Below are 21,930 nucleotides of genomic sequence, written 5' to 3'. Positions count from 1 at the left end.
TAGCCGTGCTTAAATGTCTTCGTAATATAAAACGCCAGTCATCGATTTCAAGGCCCCACGCAGATGGCCATCAAGCCGGTAACGATCTGGCAATTTGATTTCGACTTCCCGGTCAGACCCAAGCTCAGTTATCAGGCTGATTTCCCCCCCGGAAGACGCCTTAGCTTTTTCAAGAAATTCTTTCAGGGTCACAATATCAAGTCCTCGCGCCGATACATGCAGCCTCATACCAATATCATCCATCTTGAGCGTGTCAGCCATGAATGCAGCTTCATCTCCGAACATGCGCATCTCGCCTTCACGCCCCCCTTTGCACCGAACCTTAACGACTATTGATTTCCCTGGCTCCAGCACTTCACGACAACGACGCAGAGCTTCTGGCTGAAACATAACTTCGTATTCACCGGTCGGGTCAGACAAGGTCACAAAGGCAAACTTTTCACCCGATTGCGCCGAAGCACGCTCCTGGCGCCGCCGCACAACCCCTGCCATCCGAAACGCCTCCTGCCCCTCCCCAGCAAGAGAAACGGCTTCGGCATATAGGGTCACACTGCGCCGTTTGAAGACATCCAGCATATCTCCCAATGGATGGCCAGATAGATAAAAACCAACGGCTGCCAATTCATCATCAAGACTATCCGGGCCAGAACTATTTGCCACCTTCGGCAAACGGGGGCGCGACGCTTCGCTTGAACCGAATAGATTAACCTGAGATGAGGCCCGTTCGGCCGCTACACTTTGGGCGTAAGCCATCAATATATCTGCACCTTGCACGATTTGAGCACGATTGGGATGAATGGAGTCAAACGCCCCGGCCTTAGCCAGGTTTTCAATGGCGCGTTTGTTGACAGCTTTAGGATCAATGCGCTCAAGAAAATCGAACAAGTCTTTAAATTTGCCCCCTTCTTCGCGGGCCTGAATCACGGTCTGCATAGCTTCAAAGCCAACATTTCGGACGGCTCCCAACGCGTACAACACCTCGCCATTTTCAACATCGAAATCCGCCATGGATCGATTAATGTCAGGTGGGCAAATCTTTACGCCAAAACGGCGCGCATCTTGATAAAATACGGCCAGCTTATCAGTATTCGCTATATCAAGACTTAGCGTCGCAGCAAAAAATTCGACCGGGTGGTTAGCTTTCAGATAACCCGTTTGATAGGAAATAAAGGCATAGGCGGCTGCGTGCGATTTGTTAAAGCCATAACCCGCAAATTTGTTAACAAGTTCAAAAATTGAGTCCGACTGCTTTGAATCAACACCCTTTTCACTTGCACCGGAAATAAACCTTGCTTTTTGCAAGTCCATTTCTTCTTTTTTCTTCTTACCCATAGCCCGCCGCAGAAGATCGGCTTCGCCCAGACTGTAACCTGACAGGATCTGGGCGATCTGCATCACCTGTTCCTGATAGATGATAACGCCGTAAGTTTCTTTCAAAACGGGCTCAAGGCTGGGATGAAGCATGTCGATTTCAGCACGACCGAACTTACGATCAACATAGGTATCGATATTATCCATTGGCCCAGGCCGGTAGAGCGAAATCAAGGCCGTAATTTCTTCAATCGAACCGCAACGCATCTTACGCAGCGTGTCTCGCATACCCTGACTTTCAAGCTGAAATACGCCGATAGATTGACCTGACGCCAGAAGTTCATAAGTCGGGCCATCATCCAATGGCAACGTCGAAAAATTGATTTCCACGCCACGCTTGCGCAAATATTTCATCGCACGATCAAGTACAGTCAGGGTTTTTAGCCCAAGAAAGTCGAATTTAACGAGACCAGCACTCTCGACCCATTTCATATTGAACTGGGTCGCTGGAATATCTGAACGCGGATCTCGATAAAGCGGGACCAACTCGGTTAAGGGGCGATCGCCAATAACTATACCGGCGGCATGCGTAGAAGCGTTACGGTACAATCCTTCAAGCCTCAGGGCTGTATCGAGTAGTCTTTTTACAGGCTCTTCATCCTTGGCAGCTTGGCGTAACCGTGGCTCAAGATCAAGCGCCTGCGCAAGGGTAACGGGATTAGCAGGGTTAGCGGGTATCATTTTAGCAAGACGATCAACTTGCCCTAATGGCAACTGCATAACTCGCCCAACATCGCGTAACACGGCGCGCGCCTGGAGTGTACCGAACGTGATAATTTGCGCAACGCGATCACGACCGTACTTATTTTGCACATAAGCGATGACTTCTTCCCGGCGCTCCTGACAAAAATCGATATCGAAGTCGGGCATAGAAACCCGTTCAGGATTAAGGAAACGCTCAAACAGCAGCCCAAATCTCAAAGGATCAAGATCAGTAATCGTCAGGGCCCAGGCGACCAGAGATCCGGCTCCCGATCCCCGGCCAGGCCCCACGGGCACGCCATGAGATTTCCCCCATTTAATAAAGTCCGAAACGATAAGAAAGTATCCAGGAAACCCCATATTCTGGATCACGCTAATTTCGCGCTCCAAACGATCCCAATAGTCTTGCTCAGGGAACGCAGGCTTAACTTCGGTCAATCTCTGTTTAAGCCCCTCCCGCGCCTGAAACGCTAATTCTTCGTTTTCATTACGCCCATCGCCGGTATCAAATCGCGGCAGAATGGGGTCGCGTTTGGCTACAAGAAAGGCGCACCTTTTGGCAATTTCGAGCGTATTATCACAAGCTTCGGGTAAGTCATGAAACAAGGCTCGCATTTCGCTTGCAGGCCGCAACCAATGATCTTTTGTAACTTTGCGGCGGTCAGGCACCCCCATAAAGGTACTATCTGATATACACAGCAAAGCTTCATGAGCCTTATAGAGATCGGCCTCAGCAAAATAGGCGTCATTAGTTGCAACCAGAGACACGTCATGTGCATAGGCAAATTCAACCAATCCGGCCTCAGCGATACCGTACCCTATGCCCCCCATACCGTAGGACGTATCATGACGCTGCAATTCGATATAAAAACGATCGCCAAACACCTCACTCATCGCCAGCAAAGCCGCTTGGGCCTCTTCGGGCCGGTTTTGACGGAATAAGGGGTCAACAGGGCCGTCAAATCCGCCGGATAATAAAATCAGCCCTTCATTACGCGACACCACCTGATCCCAAGTGACGTGCGGCTCATCGGCAGCATCTGCGTCGACATAGGCAATTGATGAAAGCTCGGACAGATTAAGATAGCCCTGCTCATTCTGCGCAAACAAAATAACTGTAGGAATTCGCGCCCACTTTTCAGTTAAGCCACCGCCAATACCTTTAACAGGTATGGCGCAACCAATAATAGGCTGAACCCCGACGTCCTTACAGGTCTGGGAAAATTCAAGCGCACCATACAGATTACAGCGATCCGTAATCGCAATCGCTGGCATTGAAAGTTTTTGCGCCAACTTGCCCATATCATAGGCTTTTATGGCACCTTCAAGCAGTGAATAGGCTGAACGAACCCTTAGATGAATAAATCCGGCTTCGCTCATATTTCGTCTCCGCTCTCAGAACACGTATATCTTCGTGGTGAAGTTACCCGATTCACCCCACCAGCATAGATAATTGGCAAACAACCCACACAAAGCCAGCGACTGACGCGAAAGACAACAGATTATGTAATGTCGAAACCATTTTTCGCACTCCGTTAAATTCATGCTTTGTTCTATATTCCCCATTTGTTCCAAGCGCAAATAAATTATGCACATAACAAGAACAAAAATAGCAAAACACTGATTTTACATAATTAAATCAAACAGCGCTCGTGGACAACTCCGTGAGCTTTCCGTTCTGAATAGTCACAACCCGATCCATATGTCTGGCAAGTTCCAGATTGTGGGTCGCAATCAGTGCCGCGACCTGTTGATGACGAACCGTTTGCTTAAGCGCCTCAAAAACCTGTTTGGAAGTATCTGGATCTAGGTTTCCCGTAGGCTCATCCGCCAACAGCAGCCTGGGACTGTTAGCCAAAGCCCGCGCAATCGCCACCCGCTGCTGCTCACCGCCGGAGAGTTGCGCGGGTTGGTGATTCAGACGCCCCCCAAGACCAACCTGTTCAAGCAGTGCGCGCGCCCGAACTTCGGCATCTCGTATCGATTTGCCCAACACGCGCTGTGGCAGGGCGACATTGCCTAAGGCCGTAAACTCAGGCAACAAGTGGTGGAATTGATATACAAATCCGATTTTAGTCAGTCGTGCCTGCGTGCGTTGCTTATCATTGGCCCGCGTTAAATCCTCACCATCGAGGATAAGTTGAGCTTCTTCCGAGGATTCCAACAAACCCACACAGTGTAAAAGCGATGATTTTCCGGACCCTGAGGGTCCTACCAGCCCAACCAATTCGCCGGCAAACAAATCCAGATCTGCACCTTTAAGGACTTCAAGACGCGGCCCTTCGGCCACTTCATATGTGCGGTTAAGTCCACGCAGTGAAAGGACTACGGTTTTATCACTCATAACGTAGCGCCTCTACGGGTTCCAGACGGGCGGCCCGCATTGCCGGCGGCAGGGTCGACAGGCACGCTGCCAGCAAAGACCAGAATACGACGAACGCAACTTCAGTTGGTTCGATTTTAGCCGGTATGTAGGAGAGGTAATAGACGTCGGGATTGAAGACTTTGGTTTGAGTTACAAATTCAACAAACTGTTGTATGGGCCTAATGAATATACAGAAAACGACACCTAACATTACACCCGCAATGGTACCGCCCGCCCCTAAGGTTACGCCTGACAGGAAGAAAATTTTCATAATCGACGACCTGTCCGCACCAAAAGTGCGCAGGATCGCTATGTCCTTCCCCTTGTTTTTGACCAGCATGACAAGGCCAGAGATGATATTCATGGCAGCAATCGCGACGATCAGGCTCAGGATTAAGCGCATGACATTGCGTTCGACCTGAAGCGCGCCCCATAGTGAGGCATTGCGTTCTGTCCAGTCCTGCACAATGCCGCCCTGCCCCGCAGCAGTTACGATTTGCGGACGGATAGATTGAATCTGGTATGGGTCGGTCACTTTAAGTTCGAGCGCGTCCCACTCTCCTTCCCGATCAAAGAAAAGTTGGGCCTGTTCGATCGGCATATAGACAAAGGACGCATCAAGCTCGCTGACACCGACCTTAAAAACCCCCGCAACCGTATAGGTTTTACGGCGCGGAATTGCACCAAACGCCGTGGACGTACCCGGCGTCAAAAGCGACAGCTCATCCCCTGGCCCCACGCCCATATCGCGCGCCATGCCGTCACCGATCAGGATATTGTCACCGCCGTATTCCCCCACGCCGAAATCCTTAATGGAACCTTCGGTGATATTTTCCACAACGATTGGCGTATCTTTCAGGGTTTTCGCATCGACCCCGCGGATATAGGCAAGTCCGGCAACGCCCTGAACATTTTGAGCCATACCCGGAGATTGAACAAACGGTGAGACCTGCGTCACGCCCGGCACGGCTTCAAGACGCTTGACCATATTGTCACGGTGACCAAAATCATTGATTGCCATACCGCCGACATAGGCATGACCGTTAAAGGCCAGCAACCGCGACATCATTTCATCACGAAAACCGTTCATGACAGCCATGACGATGATCAGAACCGCAACCGACAGCATGACACCGACAAAGCTGATGATCGAAATCAGCGCCACTCCGCCGTCTTTGCGCTTTGCGCGCAGATAACGAAACGCCAGATCAAGTTCCCAAAGGGAAAAACCCAGCGTTTTCTTTGGCTTTGGTGGCACTTCCGACATGTCTCTTACGCCTTGGTCAGTTGATCGAGAACAGAGTCAAATTCCGCGGTTTGGCGTTCGCCGGTCTTACGGTTTTTAAGCTCAACCTTACCTTCGGCCAGGCCCTTTGGACCGATAATCAATTGCCAGGGAATGCCAATCAGATCCATTGACGCGAATTTCGCGCCGGGCCTGTCATCGGTGTCGTCATAAAGCACCGACTTACCGGCGGCCTCCAATGCGGCATAGGCTTTTTCGCAGGCGGCATCGCAGGCGGCGTCCCCTGCCCGCAGATTGATCAGGGCGACATCGAAGGGGGCTACGCTCTCAGGCCAGATGATACCGGCATCATCATGGCTGGCTTCGATAATGCCGCCGATCAGACGGGACACGCCAATGCCGTAAGAGCCCATATGCACATGGGTTTGCGATCCGTCCGGGCCATTGACAGCCGCATTCATCGGCTCAGAATATTTCTTGCCGAAGTTGAAGATGTGGCCGACTTCGATCCCGCGCGCGGATAGTTGTTTATCGGCGGACACCGCACCAAAGGCCGCTTCATCGTGCATTTCTTCGGTCGCAGCGTAGAGCGCAGTGCGTTCATCGACGATGGCCTGCAAGTCATCCCAATCAACGTTATCGCCAGGTGGCGGCATATCGACCAGATCTTTGTGGCAGAAGACAGCACTTTCGCCGGTGTCGGCCAGAATGATAAATTCGTGACTTAGATCGCCACCGATCGGGCCCGTATCGGCACGCATAGGCACGGCCTTAAGACCCAAACGGGAGAAGGTGTTGAGATAGGCCACAAACATCCGGTTATAGGCTTTGCGCGCCGCCGCTTCATCGATATCGAAGCTATAGGCATCCTTCATCAGGAACTCACGGCCGCGCATAACGCCAAAGCGTGGGCGCTGCTCATCGCGGAACTTCCATTGGATGTGATAAAGATTGAGCGGCAGGCTCTTGTACGATCTGACATAGGCACGGAAAATTTCCGTGATCATTTCCTCATTGGTCGGCCCGTAAAGCAGTTCACGCTCATGGCGGTCCTTAATGCGCAGCATTTCCTGCCCATAGTCTTCGTAACGGCCAGATTCGCGCCATAGATCGGCCAGTTGCAAGGTCGGCATCAGAACCTCAATGGCACCAGCCTTTTGCATTTCCTCATGGACGATCTTCTCGATCTTCTTCAAAACCCGCAAGCCGAGCGGCAGCCAGGCATAAATGCCCGCGGCCTCCTGACGGATCATGCCGGTGCGCAACATAAGACGATGCGATACGATCTGGGCTTCGGAAGGGTTTTCTTTGAGGATGGGCAAAAAATAGCGCGACAGGCGCATGAGCAGTATCCGTGAATCTGGTTTTAAATGTGCGTGACAATTAGCGGGGTTTGCAGGCGAAAATCAACGCCTTAAGGTGGTCATCCCGGAAATTCCGGCAAGGGGATGAGGCCGAACAGGATAATAATCATGACCACCACCCAGATCGCTAGCGCGATGTAGGTTGTGGTCAGCAGCTTTTTCTTGAGATTAGGCTTTACCGGTGCACCGGGGTCACCGCCATCGGTCGTTTCAATCCCGGCTTCGTGGTGACTTTGGTTGCCCAATGGCAGAACGACGAAAAATGCCGTCCACCAGATAATAATAAAGATCGCTGTGATCGTTAAGGGGCCCATAAAGGTACTTTCTTTAAATCAGGCCTAAGGTTTCATCGAGATTCAAGGCTAAATTAAGGTTCTGGACCGCAGCACCAGATGCCCCCTTACCGAGATTATCCAGAACCGCCACCAGGCGCGCCTGCTGGCCGTCTTCGTCACCGAAGACATGGATAAGCAGATTGTTGGTATCTTTAACCAGTTCGGCGCTCAAGCCTTTAGTGACTTGGGATTCTTCCAAAGGCACGACCTTTACAAAGGTTTCGCCCTCATAGTGAGCAGCAAAAATTTCATGCAGACGTGATAACTCCGGCTCATCCGGCAGGGCCCAAAGCTGCAGCGGTAGCTCAACAATCATACCCTGCGCAAACCGCCCGACCGCAGGCGTGAACACTGGCGGCGATTCCAGCCCCGAAAACACAGTCATTTCCGGCAGATGCTTGTGATTAAGTCCTGTGGCGTAGATGCGGTAGTTATCCGTTGTGCCTCCGTCTTCAAACTCAGCAATCATGGACTTACCGCCGCCAGAATAACCAGAAACGGCATTGACCGTAGACGGCCAAAACGGTGGAATAACACCGGCATCGACCAGCGGTCTCATCAAAGCAATAAAGCCCGTAGCATAACAGCCAGGGTTGGAAATGCGCTTGGACGCACGGATTTCATCACGCTGCCCCGGCGCCATTTCCGCAAAACCATAGGCCCAGTCTTCGTGGACCCGGTGCGCGGTCGAGGCATCAATGATTTTTACATCCGGATTTTCAACCAGACTGACGGCTTCGCGTGCCGCCTCATCCGGCAAACACAGGATCACGGCATCCGCCGCGTTGATCGCCGCTTTACGCGCAGACGCATCTTTGCGTACGGCCTCATCCAAACGGATCAATTCGATTTCCGGGCGCACCTCAAGGCGTTTACGGATTAAAAGCCCCGTCGTACCGACATCGCCATCAATAAAAACCTTATGAACCATGAGAAAAACTCCCGAAATCGTATTGAAACAGATAATAAAAAAGCGCTCCGGAAACCCGAAGCGCTTTTCGATAGGCATGAACCCAGAGCGATTAACGCTTCGAGAACTGGAACGAACGACGAGCCTTGGCGCGACCGTACTTTTTACGCTCAACCACGCGCGAGTCGCGGGTCAGGAAGCCAGCGGCCTTAAGCGTCGGACGCAGAGCCGGCTCAAAATAGGTCAGAGCTTTCGACAGGCCGTGACGGATGGCGCCGGCCTGACCGGACAGGCCAGAGCCCTGAACCGTGACAAATACGTCGAACTGAGTTGCACGATCGGTCAGATTCAACGGCTGAGCAATCATCATGCGCAGAACCGGACGGGCAAAATACACTTCCTGTTCGCGGCCATTGATGACCCATTTGCCGGAACCTGGCTTGACCCAGACGCGGGCAATGGCGTTCTTACGCTTGCCGGTAGCGTAGGCGCGACCAAACTTATCCAGTTGCTGAACACGCGGGGCGGGAGCGTCGACAGGGTTGGACGACAGGGAAGCCAAAGCTTCCAAACCTTGAGTTTCGGACATTCTTAGAAGCTCCGTACGTTCTTGCGGCTCAGAGCCTTGAAATCGATGACTTCCGGCTGTTGAGCTTCGTGAGGGTGTTCCGAACCGGCATAGATACGCAGGTGCGTCAGTTGGGCGCGCGCCAGCGGCGATTCCTTCGGCAGCATACGCTCAACGGCCTTCATCAGAACGCGCTCAGGATACTTGCCGCCCAGGATTTGGCCCATTGTGCGGGTCTTAACGCCGCCAGGATGGCCAGTGTGCCAGTGGAACACCTTGTCCGTCAGCTTCTTACCGGTATAATGCACCTTCTCGGCATTGATCACGATGACATAATCGCCGGAATCAACGTGTGGGGTGTAGGTAGGCAGGTGCTTGCCGCGAAGACGCATGGCAATGAACGAAGCCAGACGGCCGACAACGGCGTCCTGAGCGTCAATCACGACCCACTTCTTCTCGACATCGGCCGGCTTAAGCGGCGCGGTGGTCGATTTCAACATGGTTAAATTCCTTAGGTTTCTCACAGAACGCATTCCTGTGAGAATGAAGTGGCCGGGAGATACATGATCGAACGTGACAGGTCAATATATAATTTTTACTAAAAGGGGCGCACCCTATTGTTTTTATTGTAATTTTCCATAATGGTAATAAATTACCCTAACTCTTCATATTGGAAACTTATCCAATGGCGGCCCTTTTCGATCTTTCCCCCATACAAGCTGTCGTCTAAAAGCGCATATTATCCCATAATGCCCGCATTTCTGGAGCTTTCATGTATCTGTCGCGCCGCTCAATGATGAACCATGCCGCTGCGGCATCTCTGGCTTTCTCAGGCTTCCCACTGCTGGCGTGCGCTCAAAACAGCAGCCGCGCTGACAGTACGGCCACGACCTATGAAAACGAAATTGAAGGCTACGGGCCCCTGATCGAAGATAAATACGGGATATGCGACCTCCCCGTGGGCTTTACATACAAGGTCATCAGCGAAGCCGGTGAAACCATGAGCGATGGCCTTGTCGTGCCGCACGTCCATGATGGCATGGGCTGTTTTGCGCACGGTACTGACACGATTGCCCTCGTTCGCAATCATGAACTTTCGCCAAAGCACCGTAATTTCGGGGCGATCGGTATGAATGGCCGTCTGATCGACAAGCTGGACAGATCAAAAGTCTATGACTTCGAGGCCAATGACTATCCGCTGCTGGGCGGCACAACGACGGTTATTTACAATATGAAAACCCGTCAGGTGGAACAGCAATTCATGTCAATTATCGGCACCTCTACCAATTGTGCCGGTGGACAGACACCGTGGGGCTCATGGCTTACGTGCGAAGAAACAGTGACTAAAGCCGGCGAGGGCGTTGGCAAGGATCACGGCTATGTCTTTGAAGTCCCCTCTGATCACAAAGGGCTGGTTGAGCCAGTGCCAATTAAAGCGATGGGCCGCTTTAAACACGAAGCCACCGCCACTGATCCGCGCACCGGCATTGTCTACCTGACCGAAGATACCAGCGACGGCGTCTTTTATCGTTACCTGCCCAATGACCGGCGCCACCTCCTTAAGGGCGGCAAGCTTCAGGCGCTGGGATTTAAACAATTTCCCAAAGGTGTCATCACCGCCAATGTCAATGAAGCGGTCTGGAAAGTCGGGGACACATTCGATGCCGTCTGGATTGACCTCGATAATGTCGAAAGTCCGGATGATGATTTACGGGCGCGGGCCTATAAAGCGGGCGCGGCTCAGTTCGTCCGCGGCGAAGGCATCCATTTCGGTGACGGAGAGCTTTATTTTACGGCCACGTCCGGTGGTAAGGCCGAAGCCGGACAGATTATCCGCTATCGCCCCAGTCCCAATGAAGGCCAAGCGGGCGAAAAAGATGAGCCCGGCAAGGTCACTTTGTTTCTGGAGTCGGCCAACGAAAATGTCTTCGATTATGGTGATAACCTGACCATATCAAACTGGGGACATCTGTTCGTCTGCGAAGATCGATATTCGGACAGTTTGCGCAACCACATCCGCATCGTTACCCCGCAAGGCAAGGTCGCGACTTTCGCCCGTAACGTATTTAAAGAAAATGGTGAATGGGCGGGCGCGTGTTTTTCACCCGACGGATCAACCCTGTTTGTCAATGTGCAGTGGCCGGGCTTTACTCTGGCCATCACCGGCCCCTGGCAAACCTTCAAAGTCTAGAAGAAAAGCCCCGGCGAACCGGGGCTTTTCTTTTACCTTAAGCGGAAATCACGGTCAGCCCGCGCCACTTTCCACATCAGGAGCGTCGCCAGAATAATAAGGCATACCGCCACGAACTGGTGCATCAGGCCAAAACCAATCTGAGCGCCCGTCACAAGCGTGGCGACACCTAATATGCCTTGAATCCACGCAAGCGTTGCCAATGAGGTTGATATCAGCCGGATCTCATCATCCATGCACTTTTGCGCCAGCATAATTCCATAAACGGTGATTCCGATAAGGGCGATGTATGCCACAATCCGGTGCATGAACTGCACCATGCCCTGATCATGGAAGAATACAAACCCTATACCTTTGCTCCAGTCGACAAAGGGGGCAATATGGCCATTCATAAGCGGCCAGTCGTTATAAACTGTACCGGCATCGTTTCCGGCGACCAGTGCACCCAGCAGGCATTGCAGGATAATCACGCCAAAAACCATAGATGTCGCCACACGCCAGCCCTGGGGCGCACCACGCCCACGCCCCTGCCCCGCCAGAGCTTCGCACGCCGTCCAGATGGTTAGTACTAAAATGAGCAGCGCCATGCCCAAGTGGATCATTAACCGCTCTGGGGCTACATCGACCCGCTTATCCAAGCCTGACGACACCATCCACCAGCCTATGCCGCCCTGCAGCGCCCCCAGTCCCAACAGCCCCGCACAGCGCCATATCAGACGCCCCGGCACCTCAGATTTAAGAAGCAAAACCACAAACGGCACAAAGAACACGACACCGACCAGACGTCCTAAGAACCGGTGTATCCACTCCCACCAATAGATGCCCTTGAAATCGGTAAGATTCATATGGGCATTCAATTGAGTATATTCAGGAATTTTTTTATATTTTTCAAATTCCTGCTGCCAAGCAGCCTCATCCAGTGGCGGAACAGCCCCCGTAACCGGCTTCCATTCTGTGATTGAAAGCCCCGAATCGGTTAGCCGAGTAGCACCGCCCACCAGAATCATGGCCACAACGAGAAACGCCACCGTAAAAAGCCAGGCAGCCACAAGGGGAGACCTTAAGGGAAGTCGCACGTTTTACGCCTCACATCTGGAATTTTAGCCTCTTATAGCTTAAGAGGTCTGTTCAATTCTTTAACTTTAATCGATATATGGCGACGATATGGCCATATGGCGGGAGCTGAAAAGCAGGACGGATTTGCCCACAGGGCAAACCAAATTTCAAGCCCCTCAAACCGGCCGGATATGCAAACGGCGAAAGGATCCACATATGCGTGCCGAAGACTGGTTGGTGGCTGTAACCACAGGGTTCGTAGTCAGTTGGATTGCCAATGCCCTCACAAAGAGCCGCTACAGCTTTATGATTAATCTGTTTGTCGGTATTTTTGGATCGATACTCGTCAACATGCTGATCCATACTATGTCTATTTACCCGGACAGCGGATATTTGACCTTGAAACTGGGGTTGGCAGGCTCAGCAGGGTTACTGATTTTGTTTCACATCAGCCGTCGGCTGGAGCGTAGATAATGACGGATACCCCGAAAGGTCTTACGCTTACATTGCCCGTGCGCCGTCTGATCGCTTGCGGCGGCATTATAGTGTTTCTGTGTATTTATGTTGCGGTTGTGTCAAACCTTGCGCACTACCTGCCTGATAATAAACTGATTGAGTTGTTTTATTATGGTTTTGCCGGAATTTTGTGGGGCTTACCCATTATTCCGATCATCAGTTGGTCTGAAGGCTATAAAAAACGTCCAAAAGCTTAGTCTCCTCCACAGCCCGACCCGCAGCCTGAGCCCGACGATCCGCTTCCGCCAAAGCTTCCACCGCCACTGTCGTTGCCGGCATCACTGGAATTTGAGCTATTAGTATCGGAACCGCATCCCGATCCTTCATCTGTGCGTTTTTGTTTAGGCTTAGGTTTTTCATACAGCCAATCCAACCGTAATATTAGCAAAAGCACTACAAACGATACGATAGCTAATGAGTCTGACAGATTTAACGGATAGTCAGGCCAACGCATCATGAGGTGGTGAAACCTGTACCCCACCATAAATGCCCCCACCCCTGTTAAGGCAGAGGTCATGGCTAAAAACCATGCAAGGCTTAAAAAATTTTTGCGCGGGACGATGAACAGGTGTCGAAAAATTAAAATCAATGAGACAGCCGCGAATACACACCAGACGGCAATGTCTTTGTCCTTTAATTCACTTACAGCAATTCCACAGCCGGTCAACGCGATCGAGACCGCCGCAATCGCACTCGAAGATAAGACTATCTTTGGTAGGATAAATACTCTCGCCGTATTTATACGGCGAAAACCAGCCGCCTTATCAAACCTTTCAGATGCAGGCGGCCAGAATTTTACTGGCGGTGCCTGCCCGAACTCATGACGATATAAAGCTTTGGTTTCATTATAAGCCTGATGGAATTTACCATCTTCGGCGGGGCCGCCTTTAGTCGGGCCGTGGTGCAGTTTACGGCCCAAAACATCAGGGCAGAATACATCCCAGTAGTCGCGCGTGTACGTCAGATGCAGGTGCCAAACCTGATCGACTTCATCAGATGGCGTGAGCAATTTTTCAGGATAAACGCAGGCCAGATAGACAAAGCGCTTGTATTCTATGATCGCCCTTAGGGCAAAATCATGCGACCAGCCGTTGTCGCGCGCCAGGCGTCGGCTAAATGAAAAATCACTTTCCGGATCGTCGAGAAGGTACGCGTCAATCCGGTGCCATAGATTTACATTTGACAGCATTTCCCATCCCCATGCCCCAAATATGGCATAGCACAGAGCTAAGGGACGGTCGATACGTTTGGGATTAGCGCATGGCCATTCGTTTAAAGAAAAAGCCGCCTCAATGAGACGGCTTTTTCTTTAAATGGTCGGAGCGACAGGATTCGAACCTGCGACCCCTTGACCCCCAGTCAAGTGCGCTACCAGGCTGCGCCACGCTCCGAAGACTGCGGCTTATAGAGAGACAAATCTGATCCCGCAATCCCCAAGTCAAGAATTTTCAGAGATATCTGTGAACGGGCTCTTATTTACCCAGCACCATGCCAAGATCAGCCCTTACGGCTTCGAGCCGAGCCAAAACTTGCTGAAGATCTGTACGGACAGCATGAACCAGACCTTCCGTCCGAGGCACCGCTTCAACAAAATCTCCTGCAAATTTCATCTCAGGAGCATATGAAGCGACATCTTCGGATTCAGCTACGTAATCTGCAAAATCCCCACCCGCAGCCGCGAGTATCGCCTTTTGCCCCTGATCTTTATATAGCTTCTGAACGCCACGGATTGTGTAGCCCCGATCATGCAGAAGGGCCTTTATCCCCTGAAGCAGGACGATATCCTGGGGGCGGTAAAACCGTCGCCCACCGGCGCGTTTGGTCGGACGGACAAAGGTAAACTTCGTTTCCCAAAATCTCAAAACGTGTTGCTGAACCGCCAGGGCGTCAGCCGTCTCAGATATGGTACGGAATGCGTGAGGGCCCTTGGTAGACACCTGTTATTATTTCCCCAAAGCCTTACCAGCACCCGCGTCAACGCGCGCTTTCATAATCTGTGAAGCTCTGAAGCTGATAACACGGCGGGGATCGATAGGTGCCGACTTTCCGGTTTTAGGATTACGGCCTACGCGTGCACTTTTATCACGCACCTGAAATACACCGAACCCCGACAACTTAACTGTCTCACCTTTTTCAAGGGATTCGATCACCAGATCGAGTGTACGCTCAACGATTGACGCACATTCCTGTCGCGGCAAGCCCAGTTCATTATGAACGTCTTCAAAAAGTTCAGCGCGCGTTAGGGTTTGATTTTTCATGTTTTTGTACACCGCTTAGGAATTGTCTAAAAAGCACCCAACAGTTTATGAGATTTCTTAATCGGAACCATAAAAGACTAAGATCTTTACATTACGCAAATTACACGTTCCGTCAAAGACTTATCGAGCCAGCATGATCAAAAACATGAGAGGGATTAACTTTAAAGCCGGATAGCGGCGGCAGCCCATGTCAAACCGCCCCCTAATGCTTCGATCAGCACTAGATCCCCTCGCTTTATACGGCCATCCCGCACACCTTCCCACCATGCCAGCGGGATAGATGCGGCCGAGGTGTTGGCATGGGTTGCCACAGTTGAAATCACCTTTTTTTCATCCAGTCCCAACCGTTCCGCCACGCCTTTCAGAATACGTTGATTGGCCTGATGCGGCACAAACCAGTCAATATCAGCTATGGAGATATTAGATTTTTCCACTGCCGATTCCACCGCCTGCGATATTTTGTGAACCGCATGTTTGAAAACCTGATTGCCCTGCATACGGATTTTACCGGCGCGGTAATCATTGTCGAAGACGCCACCGTCAACATAGAGAAGGTCGGTTTTGGTACCATCGCATTGCAGATCAAAACCCAGAATCCCGCGATCCTGAGGCGTTCCCTCGCCCTCAACGGGCTCAAGCACAACAGCCCCGGCACCATCACCGAACAGAATGCAAGTGCCACGATCAGTATAATCAAGTATACGACTCATGACCTCGGCACCGATAATCAGTGCGCACTTCGATAAACCTCGCGCCACAAAACCATCGGCCACACTTAAGGCGTAGACAAAGCCTGAGCAGACCGCCTGCACATCAAAAGCGGCACCCGCAGGCACCCCCAGCTTGCGCTGAACGATCGACGCTGTAGACGGAAAGGTCATATCGGGCGTCGTCGTCGCTATGATGATCAGATCTACCTCATCGGCCTGTTTGCCCGCAGCCGCCAAGGCTACTTTTGCTGCAGCCACAGCCAGATCACTGGTCACTTCACCATCGGCGGCTTTGTGACGCTGAGTAATACCCGTGCGCTCACGTATCCACTCATCTGAGGTATCGACCATGCGGGCAAAATCGTCATTGCTCAGGATGGTTTCCGGCAGGTAGCCGCCTACTCCAGTGACGGCAGATCTCATAAAACGCATATTCACGAAACTTTCGTCTCCTCGACCGCCTGACCAGCATCGGCCACGGCGTTACTTTTCGGCAGAGCAGATGACTGAACCACCGGCATGGCTTTTGACAAATTGGCCAATGCCTTCTTGATATCGTCCTCATAAGAAGACGCCGCCAGCGAAATAGCGACACTTACAGCATTAGAAAACGCCCACGCCTCAGCACCGCCGTGGCTTTTAATTACGATGCCTTTAAGGCCCAGCAATGGCCCGCCGTTGGATGCCCCCGGATCAACGCGCTTAGCCATTACCTTAAGCGCCGCAGACGCCAGAAGCCCTCCCAACATGGCAAAAGGTGAGGATTTGAAAGCATCTTTCAGCAAACCCTTGATAAACCGGGCGGCCCCTTCGGCTGTTTTCAGAGCAATATTGCCCGTAAAGCCATCGGTGACAACGACATCGACCTTGCCACTGAACAGATCATCGCCTTCAACGAAACCATAATAATTCAGACCAAGCCCGCCTTCGCGTAAAAGCCTATGGGCTTCACGAACGTCTTCGTGACCTTTAACATCCTCTGAACCCACGTTCAGAATGCCAATTTTAGGATTTTCAACGCCCCGCACGGCCCGGTGGAATGCCGCCCCCATGATGGCAAATTCAATGAGCTGATGGGCGTCAGATGTTACGTTGGCGCCAACGTCCAGAACCGTCCCCATGCCATTTGAATTGGGCCAGCCGCAAGCGATAGCTGGCCGCTCTAAGTCTTCCGCCATCATCTTCAGGATCATGCGCGACATTGCCATCAAGGCCCCGGTATTACCGGCAGACACAATAGCGCGCGCATCTTTGGTCTTAACCGAGGTAATAGCGTTAAATAGGCTTGTGCCTTTACGGCGTATCGCCTGAGCCGGCTTTTCATCCATCGTGATGAACTGATCGGTGTGGACGATGGTTGATGCGGCTTTGAGATCAGGATGACGGTTAAGCTCAGCCTGTATCTGCGCCTCATCTCCGTGCAGAAGAAAATGCAGCCTGCGCTTTTCACCTTCGCGTTTTAGCGCCAGCGCGGCCCCTGGCACAGTGACGCGCGGGCCATGATCCCCCCCCATAACATCTATGGCGATGACCAGCTTGTCACCTTGTCCGGCAACCATTGTATCAGGAATGTTAGACAAAGGACCGAGACCCCGTTTATTACAGCATGAACGCCAGGATCGACGTTCAAAAATTGGTGCAAAATAACGTGCACCCAAAACTATGCAAGCGCAACTTTCCGAAGCAAAGCCACGCTCATACCCGCTTAATCCAGTTTAAGTTTGGAGAGCACCGCAAATGGTGACGGTTCAGCCTGAGCTACCGGTTCCTCGAACACAGCGCCAGGCTTCCGGGCAAAGGGGTCATAAGCCTCGCCCAGGGCTTCAATGATATAAAGCCCCAGATCAATGCGTCCATTTTCGACAACATCCGGCTCGTCCAGATCCTGAACAGATAATTCGTGCTCCCCCGCAGGCGTTACGCCCGGCGCAGACGCAGGCGCTTCGATACAATCAACCTCAACGGCAGCCGATACAGTATGGGTAAATGGCTCTAAGGTAACACCACATTCCTGTGTGACCTCCGCTGTCAAATCTACGGAAACATGAACTATGTCTCCACGGCCATGGACGGGCTTCCCCTGCGTTTTGACCTGAGCCTTGATATTGACCAAGTCAATCATGCCAAAGGCTTCTTTCAGGCGGGCCCGTAATAGTTCATCGGCTTCAAGTGTAATATCCAAGCCCTTAAACGCCTTATCGAACGCCACTGGGTGCGTCCACAGCAGATCATCGACATGGGGGGAATTGGACATATTTTTACTCCATGCGATTCAGCTTGGCGGCAGAACCAGAATCGCCACGACCGCACTGAACATAATCTCTTTTGTGTTTAGTTTAACTCTGGCCACGCAGTTTTACCACGCAATAACGCTGAAACCGATAAAGTTTTCAAAGCTTTTTCGACATATTCAGCCATAAGCGCCGCATTGTGATCATGGGATTCGATCGCTCCATCGTCCTCATCACGCGCGTAAACCGTTTTTAGGATGTAATCTGCCCTCTCAGGCGCATTAGCCTGTGGAGATAATAAATCGTCCCAAGCCTTAAGACGGGCGTATACGACACGGCCCAGAGCTTTCATTTTTTTGGCAACGCTCAGATCGCCCACACCCTGCTCACGCATAGTGTCGTCAAGCGCTCGCAACAGGGCGTCAAACAGCGCCTGCGAGGTTTCTTTGGCCTGCTCATGATCCGACTGAGCAGGGTCAAGCTTCATGACATGAAGGACAAGGATAACGTGCAGGCACAAAAGCTCAAAACGAGCCCCTATTTCATCCTCAACGCCATAATCGGTGTAAAACGGAACCTGCCTTGATTGCGACACACATTGCCCATAGAGATTCTCCCCCGTAGTCACGGCAGGCCGGGCCTTAAATTTTGTGAATACCGTCAAAAGTTTTTGCAACATGAGTATGGTTTGCCGTAGGATTTCATTATAAAGACAGTCTGATAACCGTCAGTTTGGGGTCAGACCTAAACTTTAAGCGCGCCAAGGTCAAACAGGTTCAACACAGGTCCCCATGATTACGTTCAAACGCAGCCTTCCTTTTGTTGCCGCCGCAGCCTTTGCCGCTCTCCTGAGCGCATGTGCGCCAACCATTTCTCGTCAGGGTTATCTGGTGTCGGATGTTGACCCGTCCAAGGACATCAAGGTGGGCGAAGACACCCAGACCTCAGTGCGTACCAAGCTGGGCTCGCCGTCTCTTACGGCCTCGTTTGAGCCGGGCATATGGTATTATGTCGACCAGACCTCACGTAAGATGACCTATAAGAAATCACAGGTTACTGATCGCAAGGTTACGATCATTGAGTTTGATAAATCCTCGCAAATTGTCAAAGAGGTAAAGACGCTTACGCTTGCTGACGGTCGTGCCATTGATTTCAATCAGGCCAAAACACCTACCCGCGGGCGTGAGCTTACGGCGTTGGAACAAATTCTGGGCAACGTAGGTCGCCAGACCCTCACGAACGAAGAAGATACCAACCCCGGCGGTCAACGTCGGCGCGAATAGATCGCATCCCCGCCTGAAACGAGTCTTTTTGAGCAAAACTGTTGCCAAAAACAACTCTCAAGCAATCCAGCTTTACGCTTGTTACGTATAAGACCATAGCTTCGGTTTTTGCGTACCGAGTAGGAGGCCGCGTTTCATGGCGCAATCTAAAAATTTGCCTGACAACCACGAATGCGCGGCAATGCGAGATATACTCGACAGACTGGGCGACCGCTGGAGTCTGTACATAATTCTGACCTTAAAAGACCGCCCCAAGAGGTTTAGCGAGCTTAAACGCGAAGTCGAAGGTATTTCCCAGCGTATGCTTTCGCTGGTTCTGCGGGCATTGGAACGGGACGGTTTTGTCGTTCACAATATTCACCGCCAGGGTTTTGCAGATTATGAACTGACGCCTTTGGGCCTGTCATTGATCCAGCCGGTGAATATCTTGCGTGAATGGGCCGCTAGTGCCCGTCGCGACATATTAAAAGCCCGCAATGTCTTTGATTCCACATCCGAACCTATCGAAGCCCTGTCCGCAAAATAAAAGGCCCCGCCTAAACGGGGCCTTCGTATACGCATGTGAATTTACGATATCAGCCCGCATGGGCCATAACCGCCAGCATGAGCAAGGCCACGATATTTGTGATCTTGATCATGGGGTTTACAGCCGGGCCAGATGTATCCTTGTAAGGATCCCCAACGGTGTCACCGGTTACTGAGGCTTTGTGAGCGTCTGAACCTTTCAGATGTTTCACGCCGTCCTTGTCGATAAAACCGTCCTCAAACGATTTTTTGGCGTTGTCCCAGGCACCGCCACCCGATGTCATAGAAATAGCCACAAAAATACCCGTGACAATGACGCCCAACAGCATGGCCCCCAGCGCTTCAAACGCCGGAACCGCGCCACCGATATGGTAGACCGCGAAAAACAAGACAATCGGTGACAGTACCGGTAACAGAGACGGCACGATCATTTCGCGAATCGCGGCCTTAGTCAGCATGTCTACGGCCCTGCCATAATCAGGCTTAGACGTACCCGCCATGATGCCGGGATCTTCACGGAACTGTCTGCGAACCTCCTCAACCACGCTCTGCGCTGCCCGGCCCACAGCCGTCATGCCCATGCCGCCAAACAAATAAGGCAACAGACCGCCGATGAGCAGCCCGATCACCACCCACGGACTGGACAGAGAAAATGTCAGTTCCCCAAGTCCGTAAAAAAATGAGCCTGGCGCGGCATTGGCGCTGAAGTATTGAAGATCAGACGTATAGGCCGCAAACAACACCAATGCCCCTAACCCCGCTGAGCCAATCGCGTAGCCCTTGGTAACGGCCTTGGTGGTATTCCCAACAGCGTCCAGTGCATCGGTGGTGTGGCGGACCTCTTTATCCAGCCCCGCCATCTCGGCTATGCCGCCCGCATTATCCGTGACCGGCCCGAACGCATCCAGAGCCACAATCATACCCGCAAGTGCCAGCATGGTCGTCGTCGCGATAGCAATTCCGAACAATCCGGCCAGCAAATAGCAACCGATAATGCCAAATACGATGATCAGGGCCGGAATAGCGGTGGATTCCATAGATACGGCCAGCCCCTGAATAACATTGGTGCCGTGTCCGGTGACAGATGCCTGAGCAATAGAGACCACAGGACGCTTGCCCGTGCCGGTATAGTATTCCGTCACCACAATGAAACCTGCCGTAACGGCCAATCCCACAAGACCGCAATAAAACAGTGTAAGCCCCGTAAAGGCTTGCGGTGCACCTGCATAGGTGATGGGTGTGTCAAACCCGATGAAGTAGTGGATAACACCCGCCAGCGCCGCAATCGACAGGACGCCAGTGACGATCAAGCCCTTATATAGGGCATTCATGATGTTGTTATCTTTGCCTAATTTAACAAAGAAAGTCCCCGCAATCGACGTCAGTATACAAGCGCCACATATTACCAGTGGCAGCAGCATCATCTGGCTTACCAGCTCAGAGCCCGCAAAGAATATCGCTGCCAGAACCATCGTAGCGACAACCGTTACCGCGTAGGTCTCAAACAAATCCGCGGCCATGCCCGCGCAGTCTCCGACATTATCACCGACATTATCGGCAATTGTCGCCGGATTGCGGGGGTCATCTTCGGGGATGCCTGCCTCAACCTTACCGACCATATCACCGCCAACATCAGCCCCCTTGGTGAAAATACCGCCGCCCAGTCGCGCAAAGATCGAAATCAGCGACGCCCCGAAACCCAACGCCACCAACGCATCAATGACATCGCGGCTGGTGCCTTCAAGGCCCATCCCCAAGGTCAGGATCGCATAATAGCCGGCCACGCCTAACAGCGCCCCCCCCGCCACAAAAAGCCCTGTTATGGCCCCGGCGCTAAATGCCAGATCAAGCCCCTTCTGCAGACTTTGGGACGCCGCCTGAGCGGTGCGGACATTGGCACGGACAGAGATCAGCATTCCGGCAAAACCAGCAGCCCCTGACAAAACCGCACCAATCAGGAATCCAATGGCGGCCAGATCACTTAAAAACACCCATGCTAAAACAAAAATGACCACGCCGACTAAGGCAATGGTCGTATATTGACGCTTGAGATAGGCCTGAGCCCCTTCCTGAATGGCGGCGGCGATATTCCTCATCGCCTGAGACCCCTGATCAGCCTTCATCAAGCCAAGAGCCTGTATGATACCGAACAGCAGCGCCACACCCCCTGTTGCCAAAACCAAACTCATGGTGGTGCCTGCATCCGGCCCGGCCATGCTTACCAACTCTGTTGTCATTGATAACCCCTGTATTGCACTATTATTTGATTATTTAATTAGCTAACGATTGGGATTCATTA

At 52.0% G+C, this 21,930-nt stretch carries 22 protein-coding genes and 1 tRNA gene; 5 read left to right on the top strand and 18 right to left on the bottom strand.

Annotated elements, in window-relative coordinates:
• Positions 1 to 9: 9 nt before the first annotated feature.
• The 8 genes from dnaE to rplM all read right to left on the bottom strand — a co-directional run bounded on the left by dnaE (position 10) and on the right by rplM (position 9,361).
• A complete protein-coding gene (gene dnaE, locus PQU98_RS01415) occupies positions 10 to 3,453 on the bottom strand; it encodes a DNA polymerase III subunit alpha (RefSeq protein WP_272743096.1) in 3,444 nt (1,147 codons plus the stop codon).
• A 259-nt stretch (positions 3,454 to 3,712) separates the two neighbouring features.
• Positions 3,713 to 4,417, bottom strand: coding sequence for an ABC transporter ATP-binding protein (locus PQU98_RS01410; protein ID WP_272743095.1), 705 nt, complete (start codon positions 4,415 to 4,417; stop codon positions 3,713 to 3,715).
• Positions 4,410 to 5,705, bottom strand: a complete 1,296-nt coding sequence (locus tag PQU98_RS01405; protein ID WP_272743094.1) for a lipoprotein-releasing ABC transporter permease subunit — start codon at positions 5,703 to 5,705, stop codon at positions 4,410 to 4,412. The genes PQU98_RS01410 and PQU98_RS01405 overlap by 8 nt, the downstream gene beginning before the upstream one ends.
• 5 nt (positions 5,706 to 5,710) lie before the next feature.
• Positions 5,711 to 7,027, bottom strand: coding sequence for a proline--tRNA ligase (proS, locus tag PQU98_RS01400; RefSeq protein ID WP_272743093.1), 1,317 nt, complete (start codon positions 7,025 to 7,027; stop codon positions 5,711 to 5,713).
• A gap of 80 nt (positions 7,028 to 7,107) precedes the next feature.
• Positions 7,108 to 7,362: a DUF1467 family protein gene (locus PQU98_RS01395; protein WP_272743092.1), complete on the bottom strand. Its 255-nt coding sequence runs from the start codon at positions 7,360 to 7,362 to the stop codon at positions 7,108 to 7,110.
• A gap of 13 nt (positions 7,363 to 7,375) precedes the next feature.
• Positions 7,376 to 8,314: an N-acetyl-gamma-glutamyl-phosphate reductase gene (gene argC, locus PQU98_RS01390; protein ID WP_272743091.1), complete on the bottom strand. Its 939-nt coding sequence runs from the start codon at positions 8,312 to 8,314 to the stop codon at positions 7,376 to 7,378.
• A gap of 91 nt (positions 8,315 to 8,405) precedes the next feature.
• The gene (gene rpsI, locus PQU98_RS01385; RefSeq protein ID WP_272743090.1) at positions 8,406 to 8,882 is read right to left on the bottom strand and encodes a 30S ribosomal protein S9; all 477 of its coding nucleotides are present in this window, start codon (positions 8,880 to 8,882) and stop codon (positions 8,406 to 8,408) included.
• A gap of 2 nt (positions 8,883 to 8,884) precedes the next feature.
• A complete protein-coding gene (gene rplM, locus PQU98_RS01380) occupies positions 8,885 to 9,361 on the bottom strand; it encodes a 50S ribosomal protein L13 (protein ID WP_272743089.1) in 477 nt (158 codons plus the stop codon).
• Between the two features lie 272 nt (positions 9,362 to 9,633).
• On the opposite strand from rplM, the gene PQU98_RS01375 reads away from it, so the two are divergent.
• Positions 9,634 to 11,052: an alkaline phosphatase PhoX gene (locus PQU98_RS01375; protein WP_272743088.1), complete on the top strand. Its 1,419-nt coding sequence runs from the start codon at positions 9,634 to 9,636 to the stop codon at positions 11,050 to 11,052.
• 32 nt (positions 11,053 to 11,084) lie between these two features.
• On the opposite strand, the gene PQU98_RS01370 is transcribed toward PQU98_RS01375, so the two are convergent.
• Complete coding sequence (locus PQU98_RS01370) at positions 11,085 to 12,128, bottom strand: COX15/CtaA family protein (RefSeq protein ID WP_438263849.1); 1,044 nt, start codon at positions 12,126 to 12,128, stop codon at positions 11,085 to 11,087.
• A 196-nt stretch (positions 12,129 to 12,324) separates the two neighbouring features.
• Between PQU98_RS01370 and PQU98_RS01365 the strand changes: the two genes are divergently transcribed.
• A complete protein-coding gene (locus tag PQU98_RS01365; RefSeq protein ID WP_272743086.1) occupies positions 12,325 to 12,582 on the top strand; it encodes a transglycosylase in 258 nt (85 codons plus the stop codon).
• Positions 12,582 to 12,821: a DUF2842 domain-containing protein gene (locus tag PQU98_RS01360; RefSeq protein ID WP_272743085.1), complete on the top strand. Its 240-nt coding sequence runs from the start codon at positions 12,582 to 12,584 to the stop codon at positions 12,819 to 12,821. The genes PQU98_RS01365 and PQU98_RS01360 overlap by 1 nt, the downstream gene beginning before the upstream one ends.
• Here the strand turns inward: PQU98_RS01360 and PQU98_RS01355 are convergent.
• The 8 genes from PQU98_RS01355 to PQU98_RS01320 form a co-directional block, all read right to left on the bottom strand.
• Complete coding sequence (locus PQU98_RS01355) at positions 12,818 to 13,813, bottom strand: glycine-rich domain-containing protein (RefSeq protein ID WP_272743084.1); 996 nt, start codon at positions 13,811 to 13,813, stop codon at positions 12,818 to 12,820. The genes PQU98_RS01360 and PQU98_RS01355 overlap by 4 nt on opposite strands.
• A 125-nt stretch (positions 13,814 to 13,938) precedes the next feature.
• Positions 13,939 to 14,015 (bottom strand) — tRNA-Pro (locus tag PQU98_RS01350).
• Between the two features lie 81 nt (positions 14,016 to 14,096).
• On the bottom strand, positions 14,097 to 14,561 hold the full coding sequence (locus PQU98_RS01345) for a MerR family transcriptional regulator (protein WP_272743083.1): 465 nt from the start codon (positions 14,559 to 14,561) through the stop codon (positions 14,097 to 14,099).
• 6 nt (positions 14,562 to 14,567) lie between these two features.
• Entirely contained in the window at positions 14,568 to 14,882 is a 315-nt protein-coding gene (locus tag PQU98_RS01340) for an integration host factor subunit alpha (protein ID WP_272743082.1), read from the bottom strand.
• Positions 14,883 to 15,043: 161 nt separating this feature from the next.
• Positions 15,044 to 16,024: a beta-ketoacyl-ACP synthase III gene (locus PQU98_RS01335; protein ID WP_272743081.1), complete on the bottom strand. Its 981-nt coding sequence runs from the start codon at positions 16,022 to 16,024 to the stop codon at positions 15,044 to 15,046.
• 2 nt (positions 16,025 to 16,026) lie between these two features.
• Entirely contained in the window at positions 16,027 to 17,151 is a 1,125-nt protein-coding gene (gene plsX / locus PQU98_RS01330) for a phosphate acyltransferase PlsX (protein ID WP_272744468.1), read from the bottom strand.
• A gap of 146 nt (positions 17,152 to 17,297) precedes the next feature.
• Positions 17,298 to 17,846 carry a YceD family protein gene (locus PQU98_RS01325; RefSeq protein WP_272743080.1) on the bottom strand — a complete coding sequence of 183 codons (549 nt, stop codon included), beginning with the start codon at positions 17,844 to 17,846 and terminating at the stop codon, positions 17,298 to 17,300.
• 77 nt (positions 17,847 to 17,923) lie between these two features.
• A complete protein-coding gene (locus PQU98_RS01320; RefSeq protein ID WP_272743079.1) occupies positions 17,924 to 18,502 on the bottom strand; it encodes a ubiquinol-cytochrome C chaperone family protein in 579 nt (192 codons plus the stop codon).
• Between the two features lie 112 nt (positions 18,503 to 18,614).
• On the opposite strand from PQU98_RS01320, the gene PQU98_RS01315 reads away from it, so the two are divergent.
• Both PQU98_RS01315 and PQU98_RS01310 read left to right on the top strand, forming a co-directional pair.
• On the top strand, positions 18,615 to 19,106 hold the full coding sequence (locus PQU98_RS01315) for an outer membrane protein assembly factor BamE (protein WP_272743078.1): 492 nt from the start codon (positions 18,615 to 18,617) through the stop codon (positions 19,104 to 19,106).
• A gap of 136 nt (positions 19,107 to 19,242) precedes the next feature.
• Positions 19,243 to 19,632 (top strand): winged helix-turn-helix transcriptional regulator, encoded by a 390-nt coding sequence (locus tag PQU98_RS01310; RefSeq protein WP_272743077.1) that lies wholly within the window; start codon positions 19,243 to 19,245, stop codon positions 19,630 to 19,632.
• Positions 19,633 to 19,681: 49 nt separating this feature from the next.
• Here PQU98_RS01310 and PQU98_RS01305 read toward each other — a convergent pair whose 3' ends face one another.
• Positions 19,682 to 21,820, bottom strand: coding sequence for a sodium-translocating pyrophosphatase (locus PQU98_RS01305; protein ID WP_272744467.1), 2,139 nt, complete (start codon positions 21,818 to 21,820; stop codon positions 19,682 to 19,684).
• Positions 21,821 to 21,930: the final 110 nt, after the last annotated feature.

The organism is Asticcacaulis machinosus (assembly GCF_028550435.1).
Lineage (GTDB): Bacteria > Pseudomonadota > Alphaproteobacteria > Caulobacterales > Caulobacteraceae > Asticcacaulis > Asticcacaulis machinosus.
Note: the sequence above shows the minus strand (reverse complement) of the source record. Positions and strands in the feature narration are given on the sequence as shown.

Excerpts from the sequence above, each read along its gene's own strand:
- dnaE (WP_272743096.1), bottom strand. The coding sequence starts at position 3,453 with ATGAGCGAAGCCGGATTTATTCATCTAAGGGTTCGTTCAGCCTATTCA.
- PQU98_RS01410 (WP_272743095.1), bottom strand. The coding sequence starts at position 4,417 with ATGAGTGATAAAACCGTAGTCCTTTCACTGCGTGGACTTAACCGCACA.
- PQU98_RS01405 (WP_272743094.1), bottom strand. The coding sequence starts at position 5,705 with ATGTCGGAAGTGCCACCAAAGCCAAAGAAAACGCTGGGTTTTTCCCTT.
- proS (WP_272743093.1), bottom strand. The coding sequence starts at position 7,027 with ATGCGCCTGTCGCGCTATTTTTTGCCCATCCTCAAAGAAAACCCTTCC.
- PQU98_RS01395 (WP_272743092.1), bottom strand. The coding sequence starts at position 7,362 with ATGGGCCCCTTAACGATCACAGCGATCTTTATTATTATCTGGTGGACG.
- argC (WP_272743091.1), bottom strand. The coding sequence starts at position 8,314 with ATGGTTCATAAGGTTTTTATTGATGGCGATGTCGGTACGACGGGGCTT.
- rpsI (WP_272743090.1), bottom strand. The coding sequence starts at position 8,882 with ATGTCCGAAACTCAAGGTTTGGAAGCTTTGGCTTCCCTGTCGTCCAAC.
- rplM (WP_272743089.1), bottom strand. The coding sequence starts at position 9,361 with ATGTTGAAATCGACCACCGCGCCGCTTAAGCCGGCCGATGTCGAGAAG.
- PQU98_RS01375 (WP_272743088.1), top strand. The coding sequence starts at position 9,634 with ATGTATCTGTCGCGCCGCTCAATGATGAACCATGCCGCTGCGGCATCT.
- PQU98_RS01365 (WP_272743086.1), top strand. The coding sequence starts at position 12,325 with ATGCGTGCCGAAGACTGGTTGGTGGCTGTAACCACAGGGTTCGTAGTC.
- PQU98_RS01360 (WP_272743085.1), top strand. The coding sequence starts at position 12,582 with ATGACGGATACCCCGAAAGGTCTTACGCTTACATTGCCCGTGCGCCGT.
- PQU98_RS01355 (WP_272743084.1), bottom strand. The coding sequence starts at position 13,813 with ATGCTGTCAAATGTAAATCTATGGCACCGGATTGACGCGTACCTTCTC.
- PQU98_RS01340 (WP_272743082.1), bottom strand. The coding sequence starts at position 14,882 with ATGAAAAATCAAACCCTAACGCGCGCTGAACTTTTTGAAGACGTTCAT.
- PQU98_RS01335 (WP_272743081.1), bottom strand. The coding sequence starts at position 16,024 with ATGCGTTTTATGAGATCTGCCGTCACTGGAGTAGGCGGCTACCTGCCG.
- plsX (WP_272744468.1), bottom strand. The coding sequence starts at position 17,151 with ATGGTTGCCGGACAAGGTGACAAGCTGGTCATCGCCATAGATGTTATG.
- PQU98_RS01325 (WP_272743080.1), bottom strand. The coding sequence starts at position 17,846 with ATGTCCAATTCCCCCCATGTCGATGATCTGCTGTGGACGCACCCAGTG.
- PQU98_RS01320 (WP_272743079.1), bottom strand. The coding sequence starts at position 18,502 with ATGTTGCAAAAACTTTTGACGGTATTCACAAAATTTAAGGCCCGGCCT.
- PQU98_RS01315 (WP_272743078.1), top strand. The coding sequence starts at position 18,615 with ATGATTACGTTCAAACGCAGCCTTCCTTTTGTTGCCGCCGCAGCCTTT.
- PQU98_RS01310 (WP_272743077.1), top strand. The coding sequence starts at position 19,243 with ATGGCGCAATCTAAAAATTTGCCTGACAACCACGAATGCGCGGCAATG.
- PQU98_RS01305 (WP_272744467.1), bottom strand. The coding sequence starts at position 21,820 with ATGAGTTTGGTTTTGGCAACAGGGGGTGTGGCGCTGCTGTTCGGTATC.